A 17,770-nucleotide genomic window follows, 5' to 3' on the forward strand; every position below is an offset into this window, starting at 1 on the left:
CGAAGGATCGGCAGCGTGTTCGAACAGACGACGACGGTGCCGACCCCCTGGTGGGCCCGGGTGCTGGTGTGGCTCGGCCTGCCGCTGGCCGGCGCGGGGCTGCTCTACCTGGCCATCCGGGTGATCGCCTGGCTGCCGCTGCCGGGACCGTTCCGGTTCATCCGGGAGCTGCCCGAGCCGCTCGGCACCGTCCTCGCGGTCGGCGTCGGCGCCGTGATCGGCCTGGTGCTGGCCGGCCTGGGCGACCGCGAGTCGCTCACCGTGCGGATCGATCCGGCCGAGGTGGTGCTGACCCGCCCCGGCACCACGAGCACCGTCGCCCGGCGCGAGGTCGCCGTCGCCTTCCCGGACCGCGACCAGCTGGTGCTGCTCGGCCGCACCGGGCGCGAGCTGGCCCGCGAGCCGTCCCACCTGTCCAGGCACCGGTTGCGGGCGGCCTTCACCGCGAACGGCATCGAGTGGGCCGACCACGACCCGTACCGCGACGCCTACCAGCGCTGGGTGCCCGACCTGCCCGACCTGCCGGCCACCGCACACGCGCTGCTGGCCGCCCGGCAGAAGGCGCTGGAGTCCGGCGACGACACCGACAAGCGGGAGTTGCGCTCGGAACTGGCGAGGCTGGGCTTCGTGGTGCGCGACGAGGGCAAGCGGCAGTACTGGCGGCACGCCGACGGTTAATCGAGCGTGCCGGTCACCACCCAGATCGTCAGCACCGCGAGGAAGTCACCCCGGGCACCGGCAGATTCAACATCGGAAAACCAAGCATCCCGTACGCCCGGAGCCGTCGTCCACGCGTCGGCCGGCACGTTCGGGTTGACCATCGGCAGCACCACGGCGGCCGAGGCCGGGTCGCCGAACAGGCAGGTCACCGGCGTCGCGGTGACCTGGGCGAGCCGCTGCGAGACGAGCCGGCGGCGCAGCGACCGGCCCATGTCGCGCTGCCGCGGGGTGAGCCGCCCGTGCATGTCCGCCACGATCGTCCGGGCGAGCCGGCCGGGCACGCCGTCGAACGCGAGCGACGTCCAGTCGGTGTCGACCAGGCAGAGCCGCCCGCCGGGCCGGGTCACCCGGATCAGCTCGGTGATCGCCGCGTCGGCGTCGTCGACGTGCTGGAGCACCCGCTCGCACCAGACCCCGTCGACGGTGTCGTCCGGCAGGTCGATCGCCGAGACGTCGCCGGTCAGGTAGCGCACGTTGCTGCCGTCGTGCCGCCGGAGAGCGGCCGCGGTCGTGGCGGCGGAATGGTCCAGCGCGAGCACCTCGCCGGTCGGCCCCACCGCGGCGGCCAGCCGCCGGGCCACGTCACCCGCACCCGCGCCGGCGTCCAGCAGCCGCTCACCCGGTTGCGGACGCATCGCGGCCATCGCGGTCTCCCGCACCCGGCGGATCTCCGGATGACGGCCCATCGACTCGAGCGCCGCCACCAGCATGGCGGTCATCTCGCTCGGCTGGCTGTCGAGGTCGGCCCAGGGGGTGCGTTCGATCTGCGCGGGCTTCATGGGCCAAATATTTACCCGCCGAACCGTCCTCCCGCTGGCCGCGGTCACTCATCCGACAGGAAGGATCACTGGTCGCACAAACCGGCGTTGTCCGGGTCGGTTACCGTTTCCGGCTGATGACGACCGATCCGCAGGTACCCACCTGGTTGCGCTGGCCCCTGCGAGCGGTGGCGGTGGTCGTGGTGCTGCCGCTACGCCTGGCCTGGGAGGCCCTCCGCCTGCTGCCGACGCTGCTGCACCGCGGCGTGGTCGTCCCCCTGGCCTGGCTGTGGCAGCACCTGGTGGTGATCCCGCTGGCCTGGCTGGCCCACCACCTCGTGGTAGCGCCGGCCACCTGGATCTGGCGCCGGCTCACCTGGCTGGGCGGTCACCTCGCCACCGCGGGCGCCTGGTTCTGGCGATATGTCCTGGTCGCCCCGATCGCCTGGACCTGGCGCAACGTGATCGTCACCCCGATCACCTGGACCTGGCGCCACGTGATCGTCACTCCGGCCGCCTGGATCGGGCGCTACCTGATCGCCAACCCGGCGGTCTGGGCCTGGCGCTACCTCATCGTCATTCCGGTCGGCTGGATCGCCCGCTACCTCATCGTCATTCCGGCGGGCTGGGCCTGGCGACTGGCGGCGGCCGCCGTCCGGGGCATCGCCGGCGGAGTGCGGTGGCTGCTCCGGCCGGTCGGGGCCGGCCTCCGGTGGATCGGCGAGATGTCGGTCAGATGGGTGCTCCGGCCTATCGCCGACGCCGTGCTCTGGGCGGGCCAGGCCTGCGTCCGGTGGGTGATCCGGCCGCTCGTCACCGGCGTCGGGTGGGTGGCGCGGGCCGGATACCGCTGGCTGCTTCACCCGATCGGGGTGGCGGTGCGCGGCGCCGGCCGGCTGATCCACCGATGGGCGCTGCGACCGGCCGTCGCTGCCGTCCGCGCGTTGGGCAGCGCGGCGCGGCGGTCGAGGCTCTGGGTGCGGGACGAGGTCTGGCGACCCACCGCCGCAGCCACCCGGTCTGCGCTGCGCGCGGCCGGCATCCGGGTGCGGCCGGCAAGCACCGGCACCGGCGCGACCGGCGGGCAGCCGGCGGAGTAGAGCCGACGGGCAGCCGGCCGAGGAAGGCAGCCGCTGGAGTAAGCAGCCGCTGGAGTAAAGCGCGCACACCCCGCCGGGCTTCATCGGCGTCGGTGGGCGTTGTGTGGGACGCTTTCGGGATGAGCAACGCGGTACGGTTCGGGCTAGTCGGTTATGGCGCGGGCGGGCGGATCTTTCACGCACCCCTGCTGGCGTCCGCGGAAAACGTCGAATTCCTCGGCGTCGTCACGAAATCGCCCGAGCGCCGCAAGGAACTGGCCGACGAGCGGCCCAAGCTGAGCGCCTTCGACTCGATCGCCGCGCTGGCCGAGGCCGGCGCCGAGGCGGTCGCGATCTCCACGCCCGCGGCCACCCACGCTCCGCTGGCCAAGGAGGCGATCGCACTCGGCCTGCACGTGGTGGTCGACAAGCCGTTCGCGATGGACTGCGCCTCGGCCCGCTCGGTGGTCCAGGCCGCGCGCGAGGCCGACGTCCTGCTCAGCGTCTATCAGAACCGCCGCCTCGACTCCGACCTGCTGACCGTCCGCAAGCTCATCAAGGACGGCACCCTGGGCGCGGTCCGCCGCTTCGAGTCCCGCTTCGAGCGCTGGGCACCGGACCGCAAGCCACCCGCCGCCGGCGGCGGCACCCTGCTCGACTTCGGATCACACCTGGTCGATCAGGCTCTGCTGCTGCACGGCCCGGCGCAGCGGGTGTACGCCGAGATGCGCGGCAGCGGTGACCTGGACGACGACTTCTTCGTGGCCCTGCACCACGTCGGCGGCGTCGAGTCGCACCTGTGGGGCAGTTGGCGCCAGGCCGCCCCGGGCCCGCGTTTCCGGGTCACCGGCACGACCGGCACGTACATCATCGACGGCATCGACGGCCAGGAGGCGGTGCTCAAGGCCGGCAAGTCCCCCGCCGATCTCGGCGAGCGCTGGGGCATCGAGCAGGAGCACCTCTGCGGCCGCCTCTACCGCGGCGAGACCAGCGCACCCATCCGCACCGAACGCGGCCGGTGGGACACGTACTACCCCACCTTCGCCCATGCGGTCCGGGGCGACGCTCTGGTTCCGGTCGACCCCGCCGACACGCTGCGCGCCATGGCCGTCCTGGACGCGGCCCGCCAGAGCGCCCGCACCGGCGAGGCCGTCCGCCTGTAACGCGTGGATGCCGCAGCCGCCGCCCGCGACCTGGTCCGCGCCCGGTTCCCCGACGCACGCCTGACGCTGCTGGCCGGCAGCACCGCCCGCGGCACCGCCACCGCAACGTCCGACCTGGACATCGTGGTGATCCTGGACGGGCCGCCGGCGCCCTACCGCGAGACGCTCCGACTGGACGGCCGGCTGGTCGAGTTGTTCGTGCAGACCCCCGAGTCGACCCGGTTGTGCTGGGTGCGGGAGGCCGCCGAGCGGCGCAACACGCTGGCCGACATGTGCGCGTACGGCATCACCCTGACCGGCGCCGAGGCCGCCGCCGCCCTCCGCGACGAGGCCACCGCCTTCCTGGCCGCCGGCGCGCCCGCGCTGACCCCGGCCGAACTGGCCCGGCGCCGCTACGCCCTGACCGACGGCCTGGACGACCTGGCCGACGCCACCGATCCCGGCGAGCGCGACGCGATCGCCGGGATCGTCCTGGTCGCCGCCGCCGAGTTGGCGCTGCTGGCCGACCGCCGGTGGCTGGGCCGCGGCAAGTGGCTGGTCCGCCGGCTGCGCGACCACGACCCGGCGGTGGCCGACCGCCTCCTGGCCGCCCACCGCCGGGCCGTCGCCGAGGGTGACCCCGGCGATCTGACGGCCGCCGCCGACGAGGTGCTCGCCCGGGTCGGCGGCCGCCTGACCGCCGGGTATCACGCCACCTGACCTGCCTTAGTTACGGACGATGGTGAATGTGCTGGTGGGGTTCTCGATGTCCCGGTAGTTGTTGGCGAACTGCAGGTTGGTGAAGGTCGCCGAGCCCACCGCCGGCCCCTGGCCCGCTTCCGGCATCGGGTTGGCCCAGATGCCGAATCCGGATTTGGCGTCGTATGCGTCACCGCTCTTGCGGGCGCCGCTGATCGTGACGTTCGTGAAGGTGGTGTCGCGGATCGGATTCACCGGCTGGCCGCCGATGTACTGGGTCTGGAACATGATTCCGGAGTAGGTCGGGTCGACGATGTCGACGTTGCTCACCCGGATGCCCTGGAAGACCTTCGACGCGCTGAACAGCCAGATCGCCGGGAAGGTCTGCGCGCCCCAGAAATGGCCGCCGGCCCGGACGATCGAGATGTTGTCGAACACCGTGGGCGGGTTGGCGCCGAAGCCGTTCATCGGGTAGCCGAAGTCCAGCGAGCTGATCGTGATTCCGGAGTAGACCAGGGTGTCGGCGATGTAGATGTTCTTGAAGGTGTTGGCATATCCGCCGTAGACCGCGATACCGGCCGCCCGCCAGGTCAAAATCGAGGTCAGATTCTGGTACGTGTTGTTGATTTCGTCCGCGCCGCCCGCGTCGATCGCGGAGAACAGCGCGAAGCTGTCGTCACCGGTGGCCCGGGCCTCGTTGTTGTCGACCAGGTTGTCGGTGCTGCCGTTGGTCATGTTGACGCCGTCGGCGAAGGTGTTCCGGATCCGGGCGTTCTTGATGGTCATCCGGTCGGTGTTGGCGCCCCAGTAGAGGCACACCACGTGCTCGGTCCAGATGTTGTCGATGGTGATGCCGCTGACGTTCTGGAAGTCGAACACCTTGCCCGGCCCGTCGATCCGGATCGTGTAGTTGCCGAAGAACGCGAAATTGGCGAACGTCGAACCGTTGGCGCCCGCGTCGGCGCGGAAACCGGCGTCCGTCTCGGTCTGGGTGGACGGTGTGTGGAACCGGGTGTACCAGGGGCCCGCGCCGACCACGCGCACGGACCGGCCGTACACCTGGAATTTGCTCGAGGTCTGGTAGTCGCCCGCCGGGAGATAGACGCCGGCCTTGCTGGTGTCCTGCCGGGCGGCGTCCAGCGCGTTCTGCACCGACTGCTGGTCGAAACCGGCCGGCACCACATAGCGCGCCGCATCGGGATTGGCGATCGGCGCGACCTGCTCGAGGTTGATGAAGTCGATCGCGATGCTCCCCGAGTTGGCCGCGTCCTTCTGGAGCTTGATCGTGCTGCCGGCCGGGAACGAACCGGTCAGCATGATGTTCGCCTCGTCGTAGATGTGCCGCGGCCCGGTTCCGGAGTTCTGCGGCGCCGCCTCGTTGCCGTACAGCCACGCGTATTTCGCGGTGAGCGGCAGCGTCCGGTTGAGCGAATTGTTCACGTACACATTGATGGAACTGGTGGTGCCGTCCGGAATGGAGAACCGGGCGACGATCGTGTTGGTGGCGGCCCGGCTGGTCCACTGCACGTACGCGCCGGTCTGGTTGAGCGTGACGGCCCGCCGCCCGGAGGCCTCGCCGGCCAGGTCACCGACCGCGCGGTTGGGCCCGACCACGGAGGCGCCACCGCCGGTCGTGCCGTCCTCGGCCTCGTACATGTCGTACGGCATGTTGGCGCCGCGGCCCACGAAGAACGGCTTCTCCGTCGTGTTGTTTCCCTGCTTGACCGGCAGTTCGGAACTGTCCGGCGCGACCACCGTGCGCACGGTGTAACGGCCGTTGACCGCGGTCCACGTCCCCATGTTGATCACCGGCGAGGAGGCGCCGGCGGCGAGGGTGCCGGAGAAAGAACCGGTCAGCGTGCGCACCACGGTGGACCCCGAGAGCAGAGTCACGGTAACGCCGTGTGACCCCGATCCGGACGCCGCTGACCCCTGATTGCGCAGGGTCACCGAGAAGGTCACGGTGTTGCCTGCCGCCGGATTCCCCGGCGACCAGGTCACCGCCGACGCGACCAGATCCGAGCTGCTGACCGGCGTGACGACGAGGGAGGTCGACGAGGAATTGTTCGACTCATTCGTCTCGATGATCAGGCCGGCCTCGTCGACCACGGCCCGCAGCGCATAGGTGCCGGCATCCCGCGCCCCGATCGACGCCGAAACAGCAGTCGAGGCACCCACGGCAAGCGCACCCACCGGCGCCGTGCCCACCCGGGTGTCCCCGAGATAGAAGGAAACCGACGAAGCCGCCGACGCGCCGGTGCCGCTGTTGCGCACAGTTGCCGACGCCGTGACCGCATCGGTCTCCACCGGCGCCGTCGGCGAGAACGACACTCCCGAAACCGTCAGGTCCGGATTGGGCGCCGCGGTCCCGAAAACCTGGAACTCCGCCACCTGCCCACTGGGCGCCCCGGTATTGGCCGTGAAAGACAGCCGGACATCCGCCACGGCCCCACTGACCGGCACGGTCACGGTGTTCCCCGACGCCGGATTGAAGCTGTAGGTGGCCGGACCGACCAGTGTCGTGAAGGCCGACCCGCTCTGCTCCCGCCCCAGAATCGAAAACGTCTGCTGCCGAGCGCCCCACGCCGTGTCCGGGTTCAGCCTGACCACCACCTGCTGCAGGGCGGCATTGGCACCGAGACGAACCGTCAAGGTAGCCGGATAACCACCACCCTCCCAGTAAGAAGCAGTATTGCCGTCGTTCGCGTTGGTGGCCGCAAACGTGTGCACGGTCGACGACGCCTCAATCGGCTTGTTGAGTGCCAGGTTCGAGCCTCCGCCGGTCCCGTTCCGGGTAGCCGTGTTGCTCGGCGCCGACACGTTTCCCGCCGCATCGCGAGCCCGCACGTAATAGGCGACAGTCAGAGAGTCCGGCTGGCTGTCGGTAAAGGAGAGCACCCCCGCGCCCAGGCTGGTCCGCAGCCCGCCGTTGGCGTACACGTCGTATCCCGTGACGCCCACGTTGTCGGTCGATGCCGACCAGGTCAGCCGGATCTGCCCGGCAGCAGGCTGGGTGAGGACCAGATTCCCCGGCGCGCCGGGAGCCTGCGTGTCGCCACTGGCCGGCCCGTACACCTCAAGCTCGGAAATCTGCCCGGCCGGCCACCCGGTGTTGCCGGTGACCACCACCCGGACGAATCGGGCGCCGGCCGCGGGGAAATCGATGGTCACGACATTCCCGCCGGACGGATTGAAGACATAGCCGCCGCTCGATTTCAACACGGAGAACGACGACCCGTCATTACTGCCCGAAACGGAAAGCGTCTGAGTCCGCGAACCCCACGCCGGCGGCACCTTGAGCACGACCTGGTTGACCTGGGAAACCACCCCGAGATCGACCTGGAGCCATTGCGGAAACGCGTTGTTCTGGCTCTCCCAGTACGTGCTGGCATTCCCGTCCCCGGCGTTTCCCGCCGCATAGACGTCGTTGCTGCTGCTGGCGCTGAAGGTCTTGCCGGCCGCCAGGTTGGGACCGGCGGCCGACGCGGGGATGGACGGGGTGAGGACGACGGCGACGGCTGCCGTGACGGCGAGCAGGCGTCTGAACAATCTGGACATGGCGGGAGCGTCCCTTCGGTCAGGTTTGACGGCGCAGCCAGACGGCGGTGTCCGGCGGGAGCAGGTCGCCGTCGAGCGGCCCACTGGAGAGCAGGAGAGACTCGTGGCCCGGCAGCGCCACCGCGGCGCCGGACATGTTGACCACGCAGGCGAAGTCCGCGCCGCGGGTGTAGGCGAGCACCGCGGGCTGGACGTCGAGCCAGGTCATCGCGGTGTGGTGCAGCGCGGGTTCGGCGCGGCGCAGCGCGATCGCCTCCCGGTAGAGCTCGAGCATCGAGGCCGGATCGCCGGTCTGCGCCTGCACCGTCCGGTCCTTCCACTCCGGCGGCTGCGGGAGCCAGGGCGTGGCACTGCTGAAGCCGAACGGCGGCTCGCTCCCGCTCCACGGCAGCGGCACCCGGCACCCGTCCCGGCTGTGCCCGCGCCGCCCCCACATCGGGTCCTGGAATTCGGCCGGCGGGATGTTCTCGTTCTCCCAGAGCCCGAGTTCCTCGCCCTGGTAGATGTAGGTAGCGCCGGGCAGCGACAGGGACAGCAGAGCCGCCGCCCGGGCCCGCCTGGTGCCGAGTTCCAGGTCGACCGGGGTGCCGTCGAGGTTGTTGTCGAAGCTGAACGTGGTGTCGGTCCGGCCGTACCGGGTGACGTGCCGGGTCACGTCGTGATTGGACAGCACCCAGGTCGGCGGCGCGCCGACCGCCGCGTGCGCGTCCAGGGTCCGGTCCACGCAGGCCCGCATCAGCGCCGGATCCCAGGCGCAGCCGAGGAAGTCGAAGTTGAACGCCGCGTGCAACTCGTCCGGCCGCAGGTAGGCCGCGAACCGCTCGACCGACGGCATCCACACCTCGCCGATCAGCGCCCGGTCACCGCCGTAGGAGTCGGCGATCCGGCGCCAGGCCCGGTACACCGAATGCACCTCGTCGAGGTCGTGGAAGGGATGCGGCCGGCCGTCCACGACCTCGGGCAACGCCGGATCCTTGAACAGGAGCGCCGCCGAGTCGATCCGGATCCCGTCCACCCCGCGGTCGAACCAGAACCGCAGGATGCTCTCGAACTCGGCCCGCACGCCGGGGTGGTCCCAGTTGAGGTCGGGCTGCTCCGGCGTGAACAGATGCAGGTACCAGGCCCCGTCGTCGACCCGGGTCCAGGCCGTGCCGCCGAACTCCCCTCGCCAGTCCGTCGGCATCCCGGCGCCGTCCGGTCCGCGCCCCGGCCGGAACCAGAAGTAGTCCCGCTCCGGCGCGGCGGGCGAGGCGAGTGCCGCCTGAAACCACGGATGAGCGCTGGAGATGTGGTTGGGGACGATGTCGACGATCATCCGGATGCCCAGCGCGTGTGATTCCGCGATGAGCGCCTCGGCCTCGGCCAGCGTCCCGAACACCGGGTCGATGTCGCGGAAATCGGCCACGTCGTAACCCGCGTCCGCCATCGGCGACGGATACCAGGGGCTCATCCAGATCGCGTCCACGCCGAGGTCGGCGAGGTGCGGCAGCCGGGCCCGGATGCCGGCGATGTCGCCGACGCCGTCGCCGTCCGCGTCGGCGTAGCTGCGCGGATAGACCTGGTAGATCACCGCGTCCCGCCACCACGGGGAAGGGTCCGAAATAGGCACGTTTACCTGCTTTCTAGATGAGAAAAGGGCGCAAGGATCCCCACCGATCAACGAGGAAGGGAGATCAGCCCTTGACCGAGCCCGCCGAGAGCCCGCCGATGATGCTGCGCTGGAAGATCAGGAAGATGACGATCATGGGAATGCTGGCGATGGTGAGGCCCGCGATGAACTCGGTGGGCGGCACCTGACTGGTGTTGGCGAGCCGGGCCAGCGCCACGCTGAGCGTCTGCGACTCCGGGTTCTGCAGCACCACCAGCGGCCAGAGGAAGTCCTTCCAGATGCCGATGATGATGAAGATGGAGACCACGCCGAGGACCGGGCGGGACAGCGGCAGCACGATCGACCGGAGCAGCCGCAGCCGGCCCGCGCCGTCGATCGACGCGGCGTCCAGCAGGTCGTCCGGAATCTGGTCGAAGAAGCGCTTGAGCACGTACACGTTGAACGCGTTGGCCGCGGCCGGCAGCCAGAGCGCCCACGGGGTGTTGAGCAGATTCCAGCCGACCAGCGGCACGTCGACCACGGTGAGGTAGGCCGGCACCAGCAGCGCGGCGGCCGGCAGCAGCAGGCTGGCCAGCATCAGTCCGAGGATCATCCGGCCGAACACCGGCTTGAGCTTCGACAGCGTGTAGGCCGCCAGCACGTCCACCACCAGGCAGAACAGCCAGCCGCCGAGGGCGTACAGCACGGTGTTGGTGAAGTATTTCGCGATCCGCATGTTGGTCCACGCGGTCGCATAGGTCTCCGGATGCCACGACTGCGGGAACCAGGTCGGCACCGCCTCGGCGAATTCGGCCGGCGACTTGACCGCCCCGGTGACCATCCAATACACCGGAAAGAGAAAGACCAGGGCAAAAACCACCAAGGTCAAACCCAAGATGCAGAAGTACGCGTAACGGTGCCGCTGGAGGTCCACTGCGGAGATCAGGGTCCGGGTCGTCGCCGTCGCGCGGATCTTGGAAAGTTTGCGCGCGCGGGCCGGCGGGGGTGTCACGACCGCGGGCGGCCGGGGTGCGGTGAGTGTCATCGTTCGCCCTCTCAGTCCGCGGACCGGGTGAGTCGCAGGTAGACCGCCGAGAAGGCGGCCAGCACCACGAAGAGGAGCACGCTCATCGCGGCGGCCATGCCGAAGTCCTGGTTGACCGAGAACGCATACCGGTAGACCAGCACCAGCACCGTGATGGTGTCCGGGTTGGAGGTGCCGGTGAGCATGAACGGCTCGATGAACACCTGCATGGTGGCGATGATCTGGAGCAGCAGCAGGACCAGCATGATGAAGCGCATCTGCGGGAAGGTCACGTGCCGCAGCCGCTGCCAGATGCTCGCGCCGTCCAGCTCGGCCGCCTCGTACAGCTCCCCCGGAATGCCCTGCAGTGCCGCGAGATACATCAGGGTGGCCCCGCCGAGATTGGCCCAGGTCGAGACGAGCACCAGCGAGAGCATCGCGGTCCCGGACGACTGGGTCCACTGCGACTCCGGCAGTCCCACTCCGCGCAGCACCGTGTTGAACAGGCCGTTGCCCGGGTCGTAGAAGTACCGCCAGAGCAGCACGCTGACGATCGGCGGCAGCATCACCGGCAGGTACACCAGCACCCGGAAGAAGCCGGCAAAGTGCCGGAACTCGTTGAGCAGCACCGCGATGAAGAACGGCAGGACGAAGCCGAAGACCAGCGCCAGGCCGGTGAAGAAGAGGGTGTTCTTCCAGGCCGTCCAGAACAGCGGGTCGTCGAACACCGCCCGGTAGTTCTCCAGGCCCACCCACCACGGGTCGGTCACGAAGTTGACCTGCTGGAAGCTCAGGATGATGCCGCGGACCAGCGGGTACCAGGAGAAGACGGCGAAGCAGAGGATGCCCGCCGCCAGGAACACGTAGGCCAGCACGTTGTCCGCGATCCTGCGCCGGACCCGGCCGGCGGTCAGCACCGTCATCGCGTTCTCGCAATCTCGGGAGTAGCCGCCGGCGAGCAACACGGCCCGCCGGCGGCCGGATCGTGGGCTACTTGACGCTCGCGAGGATCTGGTTGACCTGGGTCTCGGCCGTCGCCAGCAGCTCGTCGACGTTGGCGTTCCTGTCGGTGAGCACCTTCTGCATCGGCACGTCGAGCACCGCGTAGATCTGCTGCGCGTTCGGCGGCTCGAACTTGACCGGGATGGCGCCCAGTTTGGCGGTGAACGGCGCGTAGTTGGCCTGCGGGACGTTCGCGTACCTCTTGTCGGCCGCGGCCTGCTTCTCGGCGGACGCACCGGTGTAGATGGCCGGCTCGGGCAGGCCGACCGGTTGCTTGGTCTCGCTGGCCCACTTGTTCTCGGCCTCGTACCGGTCGGCCGAGGTGAACCAGAAGGTCAGCCACTTGAGCCCGGCGTTGATCTTTTCGGGGCTCAGGCCGGCCTTGAACATGTAGCCCTCGCCGCCGCCCAGGGTGCCCTTGCCGTCCGGGATCGGGCCGAGCCCGTACGACTGATAGTTGCCTTTGAACTGATTGACGATCGTCGGGATGTTGTCGGCCGTCGCCACATACATCCCGAGCTTGCCGGAGCCCATCAGGTTGAGCAGGTCGGCCCACTCGAGCAGCTGCTTCTGGCCCATCGAGTTGTCGGTCCAGCGCATGTCCTTGAGCTGCTGGAGGACCTGCCTGCCCTGGGCGTTGTTGAACGCCGCCTTCCAGGTGCCACCGTCGTTGACCGCGATGTCGCCGCCGATCGAGTACATCTCGGCGGTGAAGTGCCAGCCGCCGGTGTTGCTCTTGCTGTAGTCGCCGTAGCCGACGACGTTCGTGCCGAGGCCGGCGATCTTCTTGGCCGCCGCGCGCACCTCGGCCCAGGTGGCCGGCGGGGTGTTCGGGTCGAGGCCGGCCTTGCTGAAGAGGTCGCGGTTGTAGAGCAGGCCCAGCGAGTAGTTCTTGTACGGCAGGCCGTAGGTGCCGCCTTTGTCGTCCTGGAAGACCCGGAGCACCTCGGGCTTGATCTCGGCGGTAACCGGGAAGTCTTTGAGGTGCTTGCTGATGTCGCTGACCTGGCGCTTGGCGATCAGGCTGGCCGGGTCGGTGAAGTAGACGTAGAAGACGTCCTCCAGCTGGCCGCCGGCGAGCTTGGCCTGGAAGGTCTGCGGGTCCATTTTGCCCTCGCGGGCATCGATCTTGATGGTCGGGTTGGCCTTCTCGAACTCGGCCACGTTGGCCCGGAACCGGTCGTGGTTGACCTTTTCGGTGGCCGGCGGCAGGCCGTTGATGACCAGGGTCACCGGGCCGCCGGCGGCCTTCGCGTCGCCGGAGTCGTCGTTGCCGCAGGCGGTCGCCGAGAGGCCGACGCCGGCCACCAGCAGGAGGCCGATCGCGCTGCGCAGCCTGGATTTGGACATAAGGATGGCGCCCTTCCTGGACGGGAATGTGACGTGGCTCTCGCGTACATGTTTCGTGGCGATGACGATACAAAGACGAACGAGCGCCCGCAAGAACCCGACTACATTGAGAAAAATTGCGACGTGACGCGAGAACGACAGCAACGGCGAAGGGCGGGCCGTCGGCCCGCCCTTCTGTTAAGAGAATTACCTGGTCAGCCCCGCTGCGGCGCCGGCGCGGTCGACCCGCGCACCACCAACTCCGGCTCGAACAGCAACTCGTCCGGCCCCACGCCGCTGCCGTCGATCTGCGTCACCAGCAGGTCGACGGCGGCCTGGCCCATCATCTCGATCGGCTGGCGCACCGTGGTCAGCGGCGGGTCGGTGCAGGTCATCAGCGCCGAGTCGTCGAAACCCACCACCGAGATGTCGGCCGGCACGTCCAGGCCGAGCCGGCGCGCGGCCCGGATCGAGCCGAGCGCCAGCACGTCGCTGGCGCAGATCATGCCGGTCACGCCGCGCTCGATCAGCCGGGCCGCGGCCAGCCGGGCACTCTCCATCGAGAACGTGGTGCGCTCGACGTGCCAGGCCCCGCCGGCCTCCCCCGCGATCCGTTCCAGGCCGGCCAGCTTGCGCCGCGAGGGCACGTGGTCCTCGGGCCCCATCACCATGCCGACCTGCCGGTGGCCCAGCGATTTCAGGTGCCCGTAGGCCTGCTCGACGGCCACCGCGTCGTCGGTGGAGATGTGCGGGAAACCCAGGTTGCCGACGCCCGCGTTGACCATCACGACCGGCATCCGGCGGTCGGTCAGCGCCTGGTAGTGACCGTGGTCGGCGTCGGCCAGCGCATAGGACCCACCGGCGAAGACCACGCCGGACACCTGGTGGTCGAGCAGCATCTCGATGTAGTCGCGCTCGGGCACGCCGCCGATGGTGCGGGCGCACAGCGCCGGGGTGAACCCGCGCTGCGCCAGCGACGCGGTCACCACCTCGGCCAGCGCCGGAAAGATCGGGTTCTGCAGTTCGGGCAGCACCAGGCCGACCAGCCGGCCACGCTCGCCGCGCAGCTTGGTGGGCCGCTCGTAGCCGAGCACATCGAGCGCCGTCAACACCGACGCCCGGGTGGCCTCCGACACGCCACTGCGCCCGTTGAGCACCCGGCTCACCGTGGCCTCGCTGACGCCCGCCTTCTTAGCCACCTCGGCAAGTCGCTTCGTCACGTCGGAATCTTACGTCAGAAGTATGCAAGAACCGAACCGCTGTGCGCCGAGGCGGACGTAAGTCTTGCAGTCGCGTCCGCATTCCGCTGGCGGCTGCCAGAATTCAGTCATGGCGCGAACGAAGACCACCACCGCGTGTCCGTGCGGGCGCGGGCTGCCGTACGGGGAATGCTGCGGCCCGGCCCACGAGGGCACCCCGCCGACGACCGCGGAGGCCCTGATGCGGTCCCGGTACACCGCGTTCGCGATGGACAACGACGCGTACGTGATGTCGTCCTGGCACCCCAGCACCCGGCCGGAGACGGTCGAGCCGGACTCCAGGATGCGCTGGGTGGGCCTCGACATCATCGAGTCGACCGGCGGCGGGATGTTCGACACCGAGGGCGTGGTCGAGTTCCGGGCCCACTACCGCGACCACGGCAAGTCCGGCGACATGGTCGAGCGCAGCCGGTTCGTGCGCCACGACGGTCAGTGGGTGTACTGGGGTCCGATCCTTACCGACGGCTCGCTCGCCAACATCTGACCAGGTGTGATTCGCTGGGAGGGTGGCTAGCGACTTCAAGGTCAACCTCACCTACGGGGCGTACCTGCACCTGGCTGAGATCCTCAACGCCCAGCACCCGGTCAGCACGCCCGAGCACCACGACGAGCTGCTGTTCATCCTGCAGCACCAGACCTCCGAGCTGTGGCTCAAGCTGGTGCTGCACGAACTGCACGCGGTGCGGCGGCGGCTGGCCGCGGACGAGCTGCGGCCGGCGCTCAAGGGTCTGGCCCGGGTCAAACACATCCAGCGCACGCTGACCGAGCAGTGGTCGGTGCTGGCCACCCTGACACCCAGCGAGTACGCCGAGTTTCGCAGCCTCCTCGGCACCTCGTCGGGCTTCCAGTCGTACCAGTACCGCGCGGTCGAGTTTCTGCTCGGCAACAAGGACCGCCGGATGCTCTCGATCTTCGACGACGACCCGGCGGCCCGCGAACTGCTGACCGAGGCGTTGGAAACCCCGAGCGTGTACGACGAGTTCCTGCGGTACCTGGCCCGGCACGGCCACCGCGTACCGGCCGAGCTGCTCCAGCGCGACGTGACCCTGGCATACCAGTTCAACGAGGATCTGGTGCCGGCGTTCGTGCGGATCTATGCCGACCCGGAGAAGCACTGGGAGGCGTACGAGGCCTGTGAAGAACTTGTTGATCTTGAGGAGAATTTCCAGCTCTGGCGGTTCCGGCACCTCAAGACGGTCGAACGCACCATCGGATACAAGCGCGGCACCGCCGGCTCCAGCGGCGTCGGCTTCCTCAAGGGCGTCCTCGACCTGACGTTCTTCCCCGAGCTGTACGCCGTCCGCACCGAGATCGGCATCCCGCAGTGACCGACGACCTGCTCGGCCGCGCCGTCGCGCTGGACTCGGCCGACCCGCTCGCCGGATACCGCGACCAGTTCCTCACCCCCGACGAGCACGACCTGGTGTCCTACCTGGACGGCAACTCGCTGGGCCGCCCGCTGGTGGCCACCGCGGCACTCCTCGACGACTTCGTCCGCCGGCGCTGGGCCGGCCGCCTGATCCGCGGCTGGGACGAGGGCTGGATGGAGTGGCCGCTCACCCTGGGCGACCGGCTCGGCGCGGTGGCCCTGGGCGCCGCGGCCGGCCAGGTGGTGATCGGCGACGCCACCACCGTGCTGATCTACAAGCTGGCCCGCGCCGCCGTGGACGCCCGTCCCGGCCGCACCCGGGTGGTGCTGGAAACCGACAACTTCCCCACCGACCGCTACGTGCTGGAGGGCATAGCGGCCGAACGCGGCCTCGAGCTGGTGTGGATCGAAACCGACCCGCGGACCGGCATCCACGCCGCCCAGGTCGCCGAGGTGGTCGACGAGCGCACCGCCCTGGTCCTGTTCAGCCACGTCGCCTACCGGTCGGGCTGGATCGCCGACGTACCCGAGATCACCCGGATCGCACACCAGGCCGGCGCGCTGGCCCTGTGGGACCTCTGCCACTCGGCCGGCTCGGTAGCCGTCCAACTGGACCGGTGGAATGTGGACCTGGCGGTGGGTTGCACGTACAAGTACCTGAACGGCGGCCCCGGCGCTCCCGCGTTCGCCTACCTGCGCAGCGACCTGCAGGACGAGTTGCGTCAGCCGATCTGGGGCTGGATGGGCACCGCCAACGCGTTCGAGATGGGCCCCCGCCATCAACCGGCGCCCGGCATCCGGGCCCTGCTCAGCGGCACTCCTGCGATCCTCGCCATGGTGCCGCTGCACGCCAACCTGGACATGCTGGCCGCGGCCGGGGTGGAGGCGGTGCGCTCCAAGTCGGTGTTGCTCACCGGTTACCTTCTGGATCTCGCGGACGAGTTGCTGGCCCCGTACGGTGTGTCGGTGGCCAGCCCGCGCGATCCCGACCGCCGCGGCGGTCACGTGACCCTGACCCGCCCCGGCTTCGAGGCGCTGCTGGCGCCGCTGTGGGAGGGCGGCGTGCTGCCCGACTACCGCCGCCCCGACGGCTTGCGCCTGGGCCCGGCCCCCTTGAGCACCAGCTTCGGCGAGGTCTACCGCGGCGTGGCGGTCCTGCGAGAGCTGCTAGAGAAACAACAGTGACCGAGTACGTCCAGGCCGCCACCCTGTGGTGGGACGGCACCCTGCGCACCGGCGAGGCGCTGCGCCTGACCTCGGACGGCCTGGCCACCCCGGTGGCGCTGACCGACGTGCCCCCCGATGCCGGCCGCCGCGTCCTGCCCGGCACCCTGCTGCCCGGCCTGGTCGACGCCCACGTCCACTCCGGACTGGTTGACCTCGCCACCGTCCGGGCCGGCGGCATAGCCGCCGTGTGGGACCTGGGCAGCGTCCCCGAACGGGTAGCCGCCCTGGCAGCATCAGCCGCAGCGCCACCACTGCGGCCCGGTGGCGGCGCGCCCCTGCCGCGCATTCGATATGCCGGCCCGTTTCTGATCGCGCCCGGCGGTTATCCCAGCGACCGCGCGTGGGCCGCGCCCGGCAGCTGGCGCGAGATCACCACCGCCGACGAGGCCACCGAGGCCGTGAACGCCGCCCACGCCGCCGGCGCCACCCTGATCAAGGTGACCGCCCACGCCGCCGGCCCGCAGCTGCGGCTGTTCACCATGACCGCGATCGCGGACGCCGCCCACGACCTGGGCCTGCCGGTGGTGGTGCACGCCGAGGGCGCCGGCACCGTGGCAACCGCCTACGAGGCCGGCGCCGACCTGCTGGCCCACACCCCCTGGACGGAACCCCTGGACCGCGGCCTGATCCGCGCCTGCGCCGAACGGATGCGCTGGATCAGCACCCTGGACATCCACGGCTGGGGCGTGCCCACCACCGACCTGCACACCGCGGTGGGAAACCTGCGCCGCTTCCTGGAATACGGCGGCGCAGTCCGCTACGGCACCGACCTGGGCAACGGCCCCCTGACAGCAGGAGTAAACCCCCGCGAGATCCGGGCCCTGCAGTCGGCCGGCCTGACCCCCAACGACATCCTCCAGGCAATGACCGGCGACGACATAACGTGGATCCCCGGCGGCCTGGACCTCGACCCCACCCGCTTCGCCGACACCTTGGCCACCGCCCGAGTCCTGGACAAGACAGTCCGCCCACGCACCTGACCAGCCATCCACAAGATCGGCTGCCGGGGCGGGCAC

15 protein-coding genes are annotated in these 17,770 nt (G+C 69.9%); 8 read left to right on the forward strand and 7 right to left on the reverse strand.

The annotated features are described in order from the left end of the window. The first annotated feature begins 15 nt into the window (after window positions 1-15). A complete protein-coding gene (locus tag Ari01nite_RS02855; protein ID WP_239162428.1) occupies window positions 16-678 on the forward strand; it encodes a YqeB family protein in 663 nt (220 codons plus the stop codon). Here the strand turns inward: Ari01nite_RS02855 and Ari01nite_RS02860 are convergent. Beyond that, a complete protein-coding gene (locus tag Ari01nite_RS02860; protein WP_203778948.1) occupies window positions 675-1,499 on the reverse strand; it encodes a methyltransferase domain-containing protein in 825 nt (274 codons plus the stop codon). The two genes, Ari01nite_RS02855 and Ari01nite_RS02860, sit on opposite strands and share 4 nt — an antisense overlap. 116 nt (window positions 1,500-1,615) lie before the next feature. On the opposite strand from Ari01nite_RS02860, the gene Ari01nite_RS02865 reads away from it, so the two are divergent. From Ari01nite_RS02865 to Ari01nite_RS02875, 3 genes are all read left to right on the forward strand, one after another. Beyond that, complete coding sequence (locus tag Ari01nite_RS02865) at window positions 1,616-2,578, forward strand: hypothetical protein (RefSeq protein ID WP_203778949.1); 963 nt, start codon at window positions 1,616-1,618, stop codon at window positions 2,576-2,578. Between the two features lie 119 nt (window positions 2,579-2,697). Next, on the forward strand, window positions 2,698-3,720 hold the full coding sequence (locus Ari01nite_RS02870) for a Gfo/Idh/MocA family protein (protein ID WP_203778950.1): 1,023 nt from the start codon (window positions 2,698-2,700) through the stop codon (window positions 3,718-3,720). A 3-nt stretch (window positions 3,721-3,723) separates the two neighbouring features. Beyond that, window positions 3,724-4,419 carry a nucleotidyltransferase domain-containing protein gene (locus tag Ari01nite_RS02875; protein ID WP_203778951.1) on the forward strand — a complete coding sequence of 232 codons (696 nt, stop codon included), beginning with the start codon at window positions 3,724-3,726 and terminating at the stop codon, window positions 4,417-4,419. A 6-nt stretch (window positions 4,420-4,425) separates the two neighbouring features. Here the strand turns inward: Ari01nite_RS02875 and Ari01nite_RS02880 are convergent, their stop codons facing one another. The 6 genes from Ari01nite_RS02880 to Ari01nite_RS02905 form a co-directional block, all read right to left on the reverse strand. After that, complete coding sequence (locus tag Ari01nite_RS02880) at window positions 4,426-7,956, reverse strand: discoidin domain-containing protein (RefSeq protein ID WP_203778952.1); 3,531 nt, start codon at window positions 7,954-7,956, stop codon at window positions 4,426-4,428. A gap of 19 nt (window positions 7,957-7,975) precedes the next feature. Next, window positions 7,976-9,559, reverse strand: a complete 1,584-nt coding sequence (locus Ari01nite_RS02885; RefSeq protein ID WP_203779081.1) for a glycoside hydrolase family 13 protein — start codon at window positions 9,557-9,559, stop codon at window positions 7,976-7,978. A gap of 70 nt (window positions 9,560-9,629) precedes the next feature. Beyond that, window positions 9,630-10,589, reverse strand: a complete 960-nt coding sequence (locus Ari01nite_RS02890; protein ID WP_203778953.1) for a carbohydrate ABC transporter permease — start codon at window positions 10,587-10,589, stop codon at window positions 9,630-9,632. 11 nt (window positions 10,590-10,600) lie between these two features. Continuing rightward, on the reverse strand, window positions 10,601-11,491 hold the full coding sequence (locus tag Ari01nite_RS02895; protein WP_203778954.1) for a carbohydrate ABC transporter permease: 891 nt from the start codon (window positions 11,489-11,491) through the stop codon (window positions 10,601-10,603). A 67-nt stretch (window positions 11,492-11,558) separates the two neighbouring features. Next, window positions 11,559-12,920 (reverse strand): ABC transporter substrate-binding protein, encoded by a 1,362-nt coding sequence (locus Ari01nite_RS02900; protein WP_203778955.1) that lies wholly within the window; start codon window positions 12,918-12,920, stop codon window positions 11,559-11,561. Between the two features lie 194 nt (window positions 12,921-13,114). Continuing rightward, the gene (locus Ari01nite_RS02905) at window positions 13,115-14,119 is read right to left on the reverse strand and encodes a LacI family DNA-binding transcriptional regulator (protein ID WP_203778956.1); all 1,005 of its coding nucleotides are present in this window, start codon (window positions 14,117-14,119) and stop codon (window positions 13,115-13,117) included. A gap of 109 nt (window positions 14,120-14,228) precedes the next feature. Between Ari01nite_RS02905 and Ari01nite_RS02910 the strand changes: the two genes are divergently transcribed. From Ari01nite_RS02910 to Ari01nite_RS02925, 4 genes are read left to right on the forward strand one after another with little or no spacing between them, the layout of a single operon-like run. Continuing rightward, entirely contained in the window at window positions 14,229-14,642 is a 414-nt protein-coding gene (locus Ari01nite_RS02910) for a YchJ family protein (protein ID WP_203778957.1), read from the forward strand. Window positions 14,643-14,664: 22 nt separating this feature from the next. Then, a complete protein-coding gene (locus Ari01nite_RS02915; RefSeq protein ID WP_203778958.1) occupies window positions 14,665-15,486 on the forward strand; it encodes a tryptophan 2,3-dioxygenase in 822 nt (273 codons plus the stop codon). Next, window positions 15,483-16,712, forward strand: a complete 1,230-nt coding sequence (gene kynU, locus Ari01nite_RS02920) for a kynureninase (protein WP_203778959.1) — start codon at window positions 15,483-15,485, stop codon at window positions 16,710-16,712. The genes Ari01nite_RS02915 and kynU overlap by 4 nt, the downstream gene beginning before the upstream one ends. Continuing rightward, window positions 16,709-17,734: an amidohydrolase family protein gene (locus tag Ari01nite_RS02925; RefSeq protein ID WP_203778960.1), complete on the forward strand. Its 1,026-nt coding sequence runs from the start codon at window positions 16,709-16,711 to the stop codon at window positions 17,732-17,734. Before kynU ends, Ari01nite_RS02925 begins: the two co-directional genes overlap by 4 nt. Window positions 17,735-17,770: the final 36 nt, after the last annotated feature.

The organism is Paractinoplanes rishiriensis, assembly GCF_016862375.1.
GTDB lineage: Bacteria > Actinomycetota > Actinomycetes > Mycobacteriales > Micromonosporaceae > Actinoplanes > Actinoplanes rishiriensis.